General features: G+C 62.8%; 11 protein-coding genes. 6 read left to right on the top strand and 5 right to left on the bottom strand.

The annotated features are described in order from the left end of the window. Positions 1-14: 14 nt before the first annotated feature. The 5 genes from PVA39_RS07140 to PVA39_RS07120 form a co-directional block, all read right to left on the bottom strand. A complete protein-coding gene (locus tag PVA39_RS07140; RefSeq protein ID WP_274123498.1) occupies positions 15-827 on the bottom strand; it encodes a crotonase/enoyl-CoA hydratase family protein in 813 nt (270 codons plus the stop codon). Positions 828-961: 134 nt separating this feature from the next. After that, on the bottom strand, positions 962-3,220 hold the full coding sequence (locus PVA39_RS07135) for an arginine/lysine/ornithine decarboxylase (protein WP_274123497.1): 2,259 nt from the start codon (positions 3,218-3,220) through the stop codon (positions 962-964). A 115-nt stretch (positions 3,221-3,335) separates the two neighbouring features. Beyond that, positions 3,336-4,088 (bottom strand): DNA polymerase III subunit epsilon, encoded by a 753-nt coding sequence (gene dnaQ / locus PVA39_RS07130; RefSeq protein ID WP_147175858.1) that lies wholly within the window; start codon positions 4,086-4,088, stop codon positions 3,336-3,338. Next, positions 4,081-4,533: a ribonuclease HI gene (rnhA, locus tag PVA39_RS07125; protein WP_093504859.1), complete on the bottom strand. Its 453-nt coding sequence runs from the start codon at positions 4,531-4,533 to the stop codon at positions 4,081-4,083. The genes dnaQ and rnhA overlap by 8 nt, the downstream gene beginning before the upstream one ends. Before the next feature lie 44 nt (positions 4,534-4,577). Next, complete coding sequence (locus PVA39_RS07120) at positions 4,578-5,339, bottom strand: class I SAM-dependent methyltransferase (protein WP_274123496.1); 762 nt, start codon at positions 5,337-5,339, stop codon at positions 4,578-4,580. Between the two features lie 163 nt (positions 5,340-5,502). Between PVA39_RS07120 and gloB the strand changes: the two genes are divergently transcribed. The 6 genes from gloB to PVA39_RS07090 all read left to right on the top strand — a co-directional run bounded on the left by gloB (position 5,503) and on the right by PVA39_RS07090 (position 13,818). Continuing rightward, positions 5,503-6,276: a hydroxyacylglutathione hydrolase gene (gene gloB, locus PVA39_RS07115; protein ID WP_274123494.1), complete on the top strand. Its 774-nt coding sequence runs from the start codon at positions 5,503-5,505 to the stop codon at positions 6,274-6,276. Between the two features lie 99 nt (positions 6,277-6,375). Further along, positions 6,376-7,920 carry a LysM peptidoglycan-binding domain-containing protein gene (locus PVA39_RS07110; RefSeq protein ID WP_274123493.1) on the top strand — a complete coding sequence of 515 codons (1,545 nt, stop codon included), beginning with the start codon at positions 6,376-6,378 and terminating at the stop codon, positions 7,918-7,920. A gap of 106 nt (positions 7,921-8,026) precedes the next feature. Then, a complete protein-coding gene (locus PVA39_RS07105; protein WP_443200946.1) occupies positions 8,027-9,859 on the top strand; it encodes an extracellular solute-binding protein in 1,833 nt (610 codons plus the stop codon). After that, positions 9,856-11,706, top strand: coding sequence for an extracellular solute-binding protein (locus PVA39_RS07100; protein WP_274123491.1), 1,851 nt, complete (start codon positions 9,856-9,858; stop codon positions 11,704-11,706). Before PVA39_RS07105 ends, PVA39_RS07100 begins: the two co-directional genes overlap by 4 nt. Continuing rightward, entirely contained in the window at positions 11,707-12,795 is a 1,089-nt protein-coding gene (locus PVA39_RS07095) for a microcin C ABC transporter permease YejB (RefSeq protein ID WP_093504871.1), read from the top strand. A 3-nt stretch (positions 12,796-12,798) separates the two neighbouring features. After that, complete coding sequence (locus PVA39_RS07090; protein WP_093504873.1) at positions 12,799-13,818, top strand: ABC transporter permease; 1,020 nt, start codon at positions 12,799-12,801, stop codon at positions 13,816-13,818.

Here is a 13,818-nt window from a genome sequence, read left to right as displayed (position 1 = left end):
TGATGAAACCGCGCTCAATCAGCGAACTCGGGATTTTGCTTGCTCGTATGGGCCATCATCGCGACACGCAGATCGGCCGATTGCAGCATGGCAGCGTTCCAGGTAGCGACGTAGTCGAGGCCATCGTCGACCCGGTGATCGCGCATGTAGCCGATCATCGCCTTGGTGCCGCGCACGGCAACCGGCGATTTTGCGGCGATGCTTCGGGCAATGTCCATCACGCCACTCAGCAATGTGTCGTGGGTCTCGAATACGCGGTTAACTAGACCGATTTCCCGCGCCTCGGCAGCCTCGATGGTGCGGCCGGTGTAGGCCAGCTCGCGCAGCATGCCGTCGCCGATCAGGCGCGGCAGTCGCTGTAGGGTGCCGACGTCGGCAGCCATGCCAATGTCGATTTCCTTGATGGCGAACTGCACGTCCAAGCTGCAATAGCGCATGTCGCAGGCGCTGACCAGATCGATGGCGCCGCCCAGGCAATAACCTTGAATGGCGGCCAGCACAGGCTTGCTGCACTGGTCGACGGCATTGAACGAGGCCTGCAGTTCGAGAATCTTGCGGCGCAGGGTCAGGGCATTGCGACCCACGTCCTTGCCGAGCTGGCTGCTGACCTGGGCCAGCAGGTTGAGGTCGATGCCGGAGGAGAAATGCTTGCCGGCGCCAGACAGCACCACCACGCGAACTTCATCGGTTTCATCGGCCCAACGGAAGATATCGATGATCTCCGTCCAGAAGGCGGCGTTCATCGCGTTGATCTTGTCCGGGCGGTCAATCACCACATGGGCGATCTTTTCCTGCAGTTCGACACGAAAAGCTTGGTATTGCCCCATGAAAGTCATCCTTTTTGAAGCAGGCCGAATAGCCTGCGACACACGCCGCAAAGCAATCGCGCCACTATAGCAAGCGGCGCCGGAAAGTCGATCATGGTCGGCGTGACGCAGTGCACGTCACGCCAATGGGCGCCCTACTTCTCGATGATGCAGTCGACGGTGTAGTAACTGCCATGCTCGCCCTCGTGGCGCTGCAGGCCATGCACATCGGCATCGAAACCCGGGAAGCGTTGTTCGAAGGCCTGGGCGAAACGCAGGTAATCGATGATCGAGCGGGTGGCCGAGGTGAAGCGCTCACCCGGCATGATCAGCGGGATGCCCGGCGGATAGGGCACCAGCATCACCGCAGCGATGCGCCCTTCGACGTCGTCGACCAGCACCTCCTCCACCTCGCCGCGCACCAGCTGGTTGTAGGCATCAGCCGGTTTCAGAGCGATTTCCGGCAGCACCGTGTACATGCGTTTGAGCGATTTGGCGGTGGCGTTTTCGCGGTAGCAGTCGTGCAGCGCATCGCACAGGTCGCGCAAGCCCATGCACTGGTAACGCAGCGCGCCTTCGCGGGCTACCGAAGGCAGCACCGAAGTCAAAGGCAGGTTGGCGTCGTAGCTGCGCTTGAATTCCAGAAGCTCGGTAAGCAGCGTGCTCCACTTGCCCTTGGTGATGCCCATGGAGAACAGCACCAGGAACGAATACAGGCCAGTCTTCTCGACCACCAGGCCGCGCTCCCAGAGAAACTTGCTGACCACCGCAGCGGGAATGCCGCGCTCGTCGAGACGGCCTCCGGCGGTAAGGCCGGGCATCACCAGGGTCACCTTGATCGGGTCGAGCAGCACGTAGTCTTCGGCGACGTCACCGAAACCGTGCCAGTCGGCCTCCGGCTGCAGCAGCCAGTCTGGCGTCGCCACATCGTCGGCGCCCTCGGTCTGCGGCGGTTGCCAGATGCTGAACCACCAGTCCTCGCTGCTCAGGCTCTGCCCCAAATTGGCCAGGGCACGGCGGAAGCTCAGCGCTTCGTCGAAGGTTTCCTGGATCAGCGAGCGCCCGGCCGGGCCTTCCATCATCGCCGAGGCTACGTCCAGCGAGGCGATGATGCCGTACTGCGGCGAGGTGGAGATGTGCATCATGAAGGCTTCGTTGAAGCGGTCGCGGTCGAGCTGGCATAGCGCACCATCCTGCACGTGGATCATCGAGGCCTGGCTAAAGGCCGCCAGCAGCTTGTGGGTCGAATGGGTGGTGAATACCATCGGGCCGCCGGCCTCGCGGCTGGTGCCCATGCCGTAGCGGCCGGCGTAGAACTCGTGGAACGCGGCGTAGGCGTACCAGGCTTCGTCGAAGTGCAGCACCTCGACCGAATCACCCAGGGTGCGCTTGATCAGCTCGGCGTTGTAGCAAAGGCCGTCGTAGGTGGAGTTGGTCACCACCGCCAGCTTGACCTTGGGCTCGCGACCGCGGGCCAGCGGGCTGGCGTCGATCTTGGCCTGGATCGACTCGCGGGTGAATTCGCTCAGCGGAATCGGGCCGATGATGCCCAGTTCGTTACGCTCCGGCGATAGGTACAGGGGAATCGCGCCGGTCATGATGATGGCGTGGAGGATCGACTTGTGGCAGTTGCGGTCGACCAGCACCAGGTCGTCACGGCCGACCATGGAATGCCAGACGATCTTGTTGGCAGTCGAGGTGCCGTTGATCACGAAATAGGTATGGTCGGCGCCGAAATTGCGCGCGGCGCGCTCCTCGGCGGCGGCCAGGGGGCCGGTGTGGTCGAGCAGCGAGCCGAGCTCCGGGACCGAGACCGACAGATCGGAGCGCAGCGTGTTCTCGCCGAAGAACTGATGGAACGCCTGCCCGACCGGGCTCTTGCGATAGGCCACGCCACCACCATGCCCCGGCGTGTGCCAGGAGTAGTTGGATTGCGCGGTGTGCTGCACCAGCGCCTTGAAGAACGGCGGCAGCAGGCCATCGAGATAATTGCGCGCGGCGCGGGCCACCTGGCGGGCCAGGAACGGCACGGTATCTTCGAACAGGTAGAGAATGCCGCGCAGCTGATTGAGGTCGGCCATGGCCTCGGCCGGGGCGTTCTCGATGGTGACCTGCTCACCCAAGGCGAAGATCGGCAATTGCGGCGCGCGGCGTCGGGCAATGCGGATCAGCTCGACCATGTCCTGCAGCAGGTGGCGGTTTTCACCGGCGCCCTCGGCGGCGACCAGAATGCAGGCCAGCCCGTGGTGGGTCGAGGCGACGATATGGCCTTCCGCGGAGCTGGCGGTGGACAGAATGGTGAAGCCGTCCTGCTCCAACTCGGCGGCAATCGCCCGCACCCGCTCGCCGGCCACGGTATCGGCCTTGATATCGCGATGAACGATGAGTACCGGGAACTTGAGGTCTTTGTACATCGGTTACACCTAAGGTCATGCGGGATGAACCCGCTATGTCCTCAGGGTAGAGACTCGCCGCAGAGGACGGAACCCCTCGCGCAGAGCGCTGTACGAAAAGGTCGCAATTGACCGATCAGGAGGCGGATGTGCCCTGCTCGGCCGCTTCCATCTGCGCCCACAGCGCGGGCGCACCGGCGGCCTTTTCGATGACTGCCAGGCGCGCGGCATGGGCAGCCAGCTCGTCGGCGCTCGCAGTGATCACCGCGCCACGCGGGCGATCGGCGGGCAGCCGGCGAATCGGCGTGGCTTGCTGGCGGCCACTGCCATCACCGTCGGCGCCTTCACCAGCCAGCGACAGATTGGTCTGCCCACCGGTCATCGCCAGGTAGACGTCGGCGAGAATCTCCGAGTCGAGCAAGGCGCCGTGCAACTCACGGCCGGAGTTGTCGACACCGTAGCGCTTGCACAGGGCATCGAGGCTGTTGCGCTGGCCCGGGTGACGCTCGCGCGCCATCTGCAGGGTGTCGAGTACGTCGCAATAGGCCGCGATGTCCGAACGCTCGTGCTGGCCGATCAGGGCAAATTCGTTGTTCAGAAAGCCGATGTCGAACGGCGCGTTGTGGATGATCAGCTGCGCGCCCTTGATGAACTCGTAGAATTCGTCGGCGATATCCTTGAAACGCGGCTTGTCCTTGAGATCCTCGTTGGTGATGCCGTGCACCGCGATGGCGCCTTCATCGATCTCACGGTCCGGCTGCAGGTAGATGTGGAAATGCCGCCCGGTCAGGCGCCGCCCCTCGACCTCCACACAACCGATCTCGATGACCCGGTGGCCATCGTTTACCGGCATACCGGTGGTTTCAGTATCCAGTACGACTCTACGCACGCTTCATGCTCCTGATATCTTCGACGCCACGGTTGGCCAGCTGATCGGCCCGCTCGTTGCCGGGGTGGCCGATATGGCCGCGCACCCATTCCCAGGTCACATTGTGGCGGTTGACCTGCTCATCCAGCTGCTGCCACAGGTCGGCATTCTTCACCGGCTCCTTCGAGGCAGTTTTCCAGCCGCGTTTCTTCCAGTTGGGCATCCATTCGTTGATGCCTTTCATCACATATTGCGAGTCAGTGACCAGGCGCACATTGCACGGGCGTTTCAGCTCCGCCAGGCCGCGAATCGCGCCCATCAGTTCCATACGGTTGTTGGTGGTCACGGCCTCGCCGCCCCACAACTCCTTCTCCACGCCCTGGAACACCAGCAATGCTCCCCAGCCACCGACGCCCGGATTGCCCTTGCAGGCACCATCGGTGTACAGCTCAACTTGATCGGACATGCGCCGCCTTTATCTAGGGTCTGATTTCGATCTGCGTGGCCGGATCAGGCGCCGTCGCGGTCGCGACGGCTGATCTTGGCCACCGGCATGGGCACCAGTTTGCCCATGGGCTCACGGCGGGACTGGCGCAACGGGCGCAGGCCGACCACCAGCTTGCGCGCCACCAGTACGTAGAACCCGCCGCCCGGCGATTGCCAGGCGCCACCCCAGCGCTCCAGGGGAGCCAACCGGGCCTGCCAGGCCGCCGAAGCAAACGGCGGACGATAACATCCGAAGCGGCGTTTCTCCAGCGCGAAGCCCAGCAGGTTGAGCCAGTCACCCAGGCGCCGCGGCGCGATGCAGCGGGCTTCGTGCAACACGTCGTGAGCGAACAGATGGCGTACGCCCCAGGCGCTCATCGGGTTGATGCCAACGATCAGCAGGTGACCACCCGGCCGCACGCTGCGCGCGGCTTCGCGCAACAAACCGTGGGGCGACTGACAGAAATCCAGACCGTGCTGCAGTACCACCACATCGGCGGCGTGCTCGACCAGCGGCCAGGATTGCTCCTCGCAGACGATCTCCGTACCGGCGAATGGCGCCCCGAGGCGCACGCTGCGCTGGATTTGCTGGGTTTCCAGCGACGTGTCCGCACAGGGGCCGTAATGCACCAGATAGCCGCCAAAGAAACGCGCCAGTTCCTCGTCGAGCAAACGCTGCTCCTGCTCGAGCAGCAAGCGGCCCAGCGGGCCGTCGAACCATTGCCGGGCCGCACCGATCAGTTGCAACCAGTCGGCATCGGCCTGGGCGAAGGGATTGTCGGTCATGTTCGCGTGCTCATCGGATGCTCGTTCATGAAAGTACCTGCTGGGCCATCTCTACCAATGACACCCTGAGTCCACTGACGTTGCACGCAGAGGGAACACGGCTCGCGTTGAAGCGTCAATAGCCCCTAAGATGCATCTTTGTTCCCGGCTTGGCGACCACCTGATGATCAAGATCGAAGCCCTCAGCGCATTCTCCGACAACTACATCTGGCTGCTGCAGGATGAGCAGCAAAAACGTGTCGCAGTGGTCGACCCTGGCGACGCCGCCCCAGTGCAAGCCTGGCTGCGTGAGCATGGCGACTGGACGCTGAGCGACATCCTGATCACCCATCACCATAACGATCACGTTGGTGGCGTCGAGCAGCTGCGACGCGACACCGGCGCTCGGGTCTTTGGGCCGGCCAACGAAAACATTCCGGGCCGCGACCAGGCACTGGCCGATGGCGACCATATAGACGTGCTGGGTCTGCCCCTGCAGGTCATCGAAGTGCCTGGCCATACCCTGGGCCATATCGCCTTCTATCAGCCCGATCATCACTGGCTGTTCTGTGGCGACACCCTGTTCGCCGCAGGCTGTGGCCGCCTGTTCGAGGGCACGCCGGTGCAGATGCACCAGTCGCTGCAGCGCCTGGCCGCTCTGCCGGACGACACACTGATCTATTGCGCCCATGAATACACCCTGAGCAACCTGCGCTTCGCCAAGGCCGTCGAGCCGGCGAATACGGATATCGCCGAGCGTTTCGCCCAGGTCGAAGCGTGGCGTCAGCACGGGCAGATCAGCCTGCCATCCACCCTCAGGCTCGAGCGCGCGACCAACCCATTTCTGCGCGCTGCGGAAACATCGGTTAAAGAAATGATCGCCAGCCGCGAAGGTCGCCCCCTGGCCAGCGAAAGCGAGGTGTTTGCCGCACTACGCGCCTGGAAAGACCGCTTCTGAAGCGCCGACTGTCCCGCAAAATCCTGGTCAAAACTTGACCACTCCTGGATCGGTTTCTAGAATCGCCCGACTTTCGATCCAGGACCCCCCCCACAATCAATGCCCTCCTCTCGACCTAACTCCTTGAATTCAAAGGCATTGGCTTTGCGCTATCCAGCGCTCGCCCTGGCTGTTTGTGCTGTGCTCAGCGGCTGCCAGAGCCTCGATCAACAGCAGGTGGAGAATGGGCCAGCGGTGGATCTGAGCGGCAGAACGCCGCATCAGCCGCTATGGATCAACGGCACGACCAAGGCCGAGCAACCCAAGGACATCTGGGAGCGCGTGCGCGGCGGCTACAAATTGCAGGACGCCATTGGCGTCAACCCGCGTATCGAGCAGCAGCGCCTGTGGTTCTCCAGCAACCCATCGTTCGTCGAGAAGGCTGGGGAACGCAGCAACCCCTACATTCATTACATCGTCGAGCGTCTCGAAGAGCGCAACATGCCGATGGAGCTGGCGCTCCTGCCAATGATCGAGAGCGCCTACAACCCCTTCGCCTATTCGCCGGCCGATGCCGTCGGGCTATGGCAGTTCATTCCCTCCACGGGGCGCAACTTCAATCTGCGCCAGACCCGCTGGTACGACGGCCGACGCGACGTGACGGCCTCTACCCAGGCAGCCATGGATTACTTGGCGCGCCTGCACGAGATGTTCAATGGCGACTGGCTGCTGGCCCTGGCGGCCTACAACGCCGGCGAAGGCCGGGTCAGCCGCGCCATCGAGCGCAACCAGAAGCTCGGTTTGCCGACCGACTACTGGAACCTGTCGCTGCCCCAGGAAACCCAGAACTACGTGCCCAAGCTGCTGGCCCTGTCCCAGGTGATCATGGCGCCAGACGCCTATGGCGTGAGCCTCGCGCCGATCGCCAACGAGCCCTACTTCGAGGAAGTGGAGCTCAAGCAGCGCATGGACCTGGCCCGCGTCGCCGCCCTGGCCGAAGTCGATGAAGACGAGCTGTACCTGCTCAACCCGGCCTTCAAGAAGCGCGTGACCGTGGACGGCCCCCAGCATCTGCTGGTACCGACCCAGAAAGTCGAACTGCTGACCGCCAACCTGTCGACGCTCAAGCCCGAAGACCGTGGTCTGCAGGAATACGTGGTGCGTGCCGGTGACAATTTGCACGGTATTGCCAATCGTTACGAACTCAGCGTGGCCACCATCAAGGAGCTCAACCAGCTCACTGGCAATACCCTGGCCGTGGGTCAGCACCTGAGCTTGCCGACCAGCTTGCAAGCGGTGCCCGATGAGGCGCCGCAGCGCGCCGTCAATACTGCCGTTGCCTCGCGCAGTTACACCATTCGCAATGGCGACAACCTCTGGCAGATCGCCAAGGCGCATAACGTCTCGGTCAACGACATCCAGCGCTGGAATGCCCTGAAGGGCAACTCGCTACGCGTCGGCCAGACCATCAAGCTGCAGGGTGGCAACAGCTCCAGCGCGAAAGCCGTCGCCGACGTCACCTATTACAAGGTACGCAAGGGCGACTCCCTGCACATGATCGCCAAGCGTTTCAACGTGCAGATGCAGAAGCTGCAAAGCTGGAATCCCCGCACCGGCAAGGCCCTGAAACCGGGCCAGGTACTGACCCTGCGCCTGGCCAACTGACGCGCATTGCAACACACTTGCAGTTCACCGCTGGGGCCGCTCTTTTTCCTGTACAGACAAGCTGTTACTGTACGGAAACCTTGCTGCCCCGGATCGGATACTGCTCTTGAGACGCCCCCTCCTCTCGCTGTTTTTTGGCCTGGCCACCAGCTTTCCGGCCTGGGCAACGCTCAGCGAAAGCCACGGCTATGCGCAATTCGGCGCGCTCAAGTATCCCGCTAGCTTCACCCATTTCGACTGGGTCAACCCGGAAGCTCCCAAAGGCGGCACCCTGCGCATCATGGCCGCCGGTAGTTTCGACACGCTCAACCCCTATACGCTCAAGGGCACCAGCCCGGTCGCTACCGCCAACTTTCTGCAATATGGCGTGACCGAGCTGAACGAGCCGTTGATGGCCGGCACCGGGCAATACGATCCCTCCGGTGACGAGCCGGCCTCCAGCTACGGGCTGATCGCCAGCTCCGTGGAATACAGCGAAGACCGCAGCTGGGTGGTCTTCAACCTGCGACCCGAGGCGCGCTTTCATGATGGCAAGCCGATCACCGCCTATGACGTGGCGTTCTCCTACCGACTGCTGCTCAAGGAAGGCCACCCGCAGTACCGCACCAGCCTGCAGGAAGTAAAACGGGTCGATATTCTTAATCGCCACCGCGTGCGCTTCGTGCTCAAGCGTGCCAACAATCCGCTATTGATCCTGCGCCTCGGCGAACTGCCTGTGTTGCCCCAGCACTACTGGAAGAACCGCGACTTCAAGGCCACCACCTTCGAACCGCCACTGGGCAGCGGCCCGTACCGCATCACGCGTGTCAATCCGGGGCGCAGCCTGACCTTCGAGCGGGTCAAGGACTGGTGGGGCGCCTCCTTGCCGGTCAACCGCGGCAAATACAACTTCGACCGCGTCGAAGTGGATTTCTACCGCGACAGCCATGTCGCCTTCGAAGCCTTCAAGGCCGGCGAATTCGACTTCTACATCGAGCAGCAGGCGAAGAACTGGGCCAACAACTACCGCTTTCCGGCGGTGACCCGCGGTGACGTGATCCGCGCGGAAATCCCCCATCAGATTCCCACCCAGACCCAGGCGCTGTTCATGAATACGCGCCGCACCACCTTCGAGGACGCGCGAGTGCGTGAAGCCCTGGGTCTGATGTTCGACTTCGAGTGGACCAACCGCACCCTGTTCAACAGCTCCTACACCCGCGCCGCCAGCTACTACCCCAACAGCGAGTTTTCCGCCAAGGGCAAGCCGGAGGGCGCCGAATGGTTGCTGTTGTCGCCGTTTCGCGGGCAACTGCCGGCCAAGCTATTTACCGAGCCGTTCAAGATGCCCGTCACCGATGGGCGGGGCATCCCCCGGGAAACCATGCGCCGCGCCCTTGGTCTACTCGCCGAAGCCGGCTGGAAGCCCTCCGGCCAGCGGCTGATGAGTGCCAAGGGCCAGCCATTGCAGTTCGAGATCCTGCTGGTCAACCCGAATCTGGAGCGCATTCTTCAGCCATTTACCGAGAACCTCGCCAGCATCGGCATTCAGGCCAACCTGAGAACCGTGGATCGCGCCCAGTACAAGCAACGCCTTGATCAGTTCGACTTCGACATGATCCTGCTCACCCTGCCGCAAACCCTCAGCCCGGGCCTGGAGCAATCGCTGTACTTCCACTCCAGCCAGGCCAACGTGAAGGGCGGCAAGAACTACGCCGGCATCCACGACCCGGTCGTCGATGCCCTGCTCGAAAAACTGCTGTCGGCCCGCAGCCGCGACGAACAGGTGGCCGCGACCCGCGCCCTGGACCGCGTGATGCTCTGGCAGTACTACACCATTCCCAACTGGTACATCGACTATCACCGCCTGGCGTACCGCAACCGCTTTGCCTTCGTCGCCACGCCGCCCTACACGCTGGGGCTGCGCACCTGGTGGCTGAAACCCACGGAGACCACACAATGACGCATCCTTTGCGTTCATTTCTGATGCACGGCAGCGCCCTGCTGCTGCTTGGCCTCGCCAGCCTGGCCCAGGCCGCACCGCAACACGCCCTGACGCTGTACGGCGAGGCGCCGAAATACCCGGCTAACTTCAAGCATTTCGATTACGTCAACCCGGATGCGCCCAAGGGCGGCGTGCTGCGTCTGCCGGGCCTCAACGGCTTCGATAGCTTCAACCCGTTCATTCCCAAGGGTAACGCGGCCGACCGCATCGGGCTTATCTACGACACCCTCACCTACCACTCGCCCGATGAGCCCTTCACCGAATACGGACTGCTCGCCGAGAAGGTCGAGAAAGCTGCCGACGACAGTTATGCGCGCTTCTTTCTCAACCCCAAGGCACGCTTTCACGACGGCCACCCGGTGACCGCCGAGGACGTGATATTCACCTTCAACACCCTGCTCGAACACGGCGACCCCATGTACCGGCACTACTATGCCGACGTCGCCGAGGTGGTAGCCGAGAACGAGCGCACCGTGCGTTTCAACTTCAAGCACGCCGGCAACCGCGAACTGCCACTGATTCTCGGCCAGCTGCAGGTACTGCCCAAGCACTGGTGGCAAGGCCGTGATTTCTCCCGCGGCAGCCTGGAGCCGCCATTGGGTAGCGGCCCTTACCGGATCGCCGACTTCTCGCCGAACAGCTCGATCCGCTTCGAGCGCGTCAAGGACTGGTGGGCCAAGGACCTGCCGGTTTCTCGCGGCCTGTACAACTTCGATCAGATCCGCATCGAGTACTTCCGTGACATGGCCGTCGCCCTGGAGGCCTTCAAGGCTGGCCAGTTCGACGTCAACCTTGAGTATTCGGCCAAGGACTGGGCCACCGGCTACAACTCACCGGCCCTGCGCGCCGGGCGTTTCATCCAGGAAGCTTTCCCCAACCGCAACCCGGCCGGCATGCAGGGCTTCGTGTTCAACACCCGCAAGCCGATGTTCCAGGACCCGCGAGTACGCGAGGCCATCGCCCAGCTATTCGACTTCGAGTGGGCCAACAAGCAGCTGTTCTACGGTGCCTACAAGCGCACCCACAGCTACTTCGAAAACTCGGAAATGGCCGCCCGCGGCCTGCCCAGCCCGGCCGAACTGAAGCTGCTGGAGCCGCTGCGCGGACAGATTCCCGACCGCGTGTTCACCGAGTCCTTCGCCCCGCCGGTCAGCGACGGCAGCGGCATCATTCGCGACCAGGCGCGCCGCGCCTACCAGTTGCTCACCGAAGCCGGCTATCGGATCGAGAACGACAAGATGGTCGATGCCAACGGTAACCAGCTGACCTTCGAGTTCCTCAATACCCAGGCCAACCTGGAGCGGGTCATCCTGCCCTTCAAGCGCAACCTGGCCGAGCTGGGCATCGACCTGCAGATCCGCCGCGTCGATGTCTCCCAGTACATCAACCGCCTGCGCTCGCGGGATTTCGACATGACCTCGGCGATCTGGCCGCAGTCGAGCTCGCCCGGTAACGAGCAGCGTGAATTCTGGCATTCCAGCAGCGCCGACAACCCGGGCAGCCGCAACCTCATCGGCCTGCGTGACCCGGCCATCGACAAGCTGGTCGAGGGGCTGATCCAGGCCGATTCCCGCGAGTCGCTGATCACTCACACCCGGGCGCTGGACCGCGTGCTGCTGTGGGGCAATTACGTAGTGCCCAACTACTACGTGGACGCCTATCGCGTCGCCTACTGGAAGCGCTTCGGCCATCCGGAGAAATCGCCGCTCTACGATTACGGTCTGATGACCTGGTGGCAGGAAAAGCCGGTCGGCGAAGTGGTCAGTAGCGACGACAAGGCCACCCCAGAGCAGGAAGAACGCTAGATGCTGGCTTATATCCTGCGGCGCCTGCTGCTGATCATCCCGACTGTGTTCGGCATCCTGGTCATCAACTTCGCGATCATCCAGGCCGCGCCCGGCGGCCCGGTGGAGCAGATGATCGCTAAACTGGAGGGCTTCGATGCCGCTGCCGGGGGCGCCACTGGACGTATCTCCGGTGGCGGCGGTGGTGAGGTGTCCACCGCCGGCTCCAACTACCGCGGCGCCCAGGGCCTGGACCCTGAACTGATAGCCGAGATCGAGAAGATGTATGGCTTCGACAAGTCGGCGCCCGAACGCTTCTGGATCATGATAAAGAACTACGCCCAATTGGATTTCGGCGACAGCTTCTTTCGTGATGCCAAGGTCATCGACCTGATCATGGAAAAGATGCCGGTGTCCATTTCTCTCGGGCTGTGGAGCACCCTGATCATGTATCTGGTATCCATCCCGCTGGGCATCGCCAAGGCCACCCGGCACGGCAGCGCCTTCGACGTATGGACCAGCTCGGCGATCATCGTCGGCTACGCGATTCCCGCGTTCCTGTTCGCCATTCTGCTGATCGTGCTGTTCGCCGGCGGCAGCTACTGGGACTTCTTTCCGCTACGCGGCCTGACCTCGAGCAACTTCGACGAGTTGAGCCTTAGTGGCAAGATTTACGACTACTTCTGGCACCTGGCGCTCCCGGTGACTGCGCTGGTGATCGGTAACTTCGCCACCCTCACCCTGCTGACCAAGAACAGTTTTCTCGACGAGATCAACAAGCAGTACGTGATCACCGCCCGGGCCAAAGGCCTGAGCAACACCCGAGTGCTCTACGGTCACGTATTCCGCAACGCCATGCTGCTGATCATCGCCGGCTTTCCGGCGGCCTTCATCGGTATCTTCTTCACCGGATCCTTGCTCATCGAGGTGATCTTCTCCCTCGACGGCCTGGGCCTCCTGAGTTTCGAGGCAGCGATCAACCGCGATTACCCGGTGGTCTTCGGTACCCTGTTCATCTTCACCTTGCTGGGCCTGGTCGTGAAACTGATCGGTGACATCACCTACACCCTGGTCGATCCGCGTATCGACTTCGAAAGCAGGGAGGCCTGAGCCATGGCACTTTCCCCGCTCAATCAACGCCGCTTCGATCGCTTCAAGGCCCACAAGCGCGGCTGGTGGTCGCTGTGGATCTTTCTCGCCCTGTTCTTCGTGACCCTGGGCGCCGAGCTGATCGCCAACGACAAGCCGCTGGTGGTCAGCTATGACGGCCAGTACTACTTCCCGGTGCTCAAGCGCTACCCGGAAACCACCTTCGGAGGCGAGTTCCCGCTACAGGCCAACTACAAGAGCCCCTACATCCAGGAGTTGATCGAGGAAAAGAATGGCTGGATGATCTGGCCGCCGATCCCCTTCAGCTACTCGAGCATCAACTACGACCTCAAGGTCCCTGCCCCGGCGCCGCCCTCGGCAGCCAACTGGCTGGGCACCGACGACCAGGGTCGCGACGTGCTCGCGCGGATCATCTACGGTTTTCGCATTTCCGTGCTGTTCGCCCTGGCGCTGACCCTCGCCAGCTCGGTGATCGGTGTGGCTGCCGGCGCCCTGCAGGGCTTCTACGGCGGCTGGGTGGACCTGGCGGGGCAGCGCTTTCTGGAAATCTGGTCGGGCCTGCCGGTGCTCTACCTGCTGATCATTCTGGCCAGCTTCGTGCAGCCCAACTTCTGGTGGCTACTGGGCCTGATGCTGTTGTTCTCCTGGATGAGCCTGGTCGATGTGGTGCGCGCCGAGTTCCTGCGCGGTCGCAACCTGGAATACGTGCGCGCGGCCCGAGCGCTGGGTATGCGCAACGGCGCGATCATGTTCCGCCATATTCTGCCCAATGCCATGGTCTCGACCATGACCTTCCTGCCCTTCATCGTCACCGGCGCCATCGGCACCCTGACCGCCCTGGACTTCCTGGGCTTTGGCCTGCCGGCCGGTGCACCGTCGCTCGGCGAACTGGTCGCCCAAGGCAAGTCCAATCTGCAGGCACCCTGGTTGGGCATCAGCGCCTTTGCCGTACTGGCCATCATGCTGAGCCTGCTGGTGTTTATAGGCGAGGCGGCTCGCGATGCGTTCGACCCGAGGAAATGA

It is taken from the genome of Pseudomonas sp. CNPSo 3701 (assembly GCF_028674975.1).
GTDB lineage: Bacteria > Pseudomonadota > Gammaproteobacteria > Pseudomonadales > Pseudomonadaceae > Aquipseudomonas > Aquipseudomonas straminea.
Note: the sequence above shows the minus strand (reverse complement) of the source record. Positions and strands in the feature narration are given on the sequence as shown.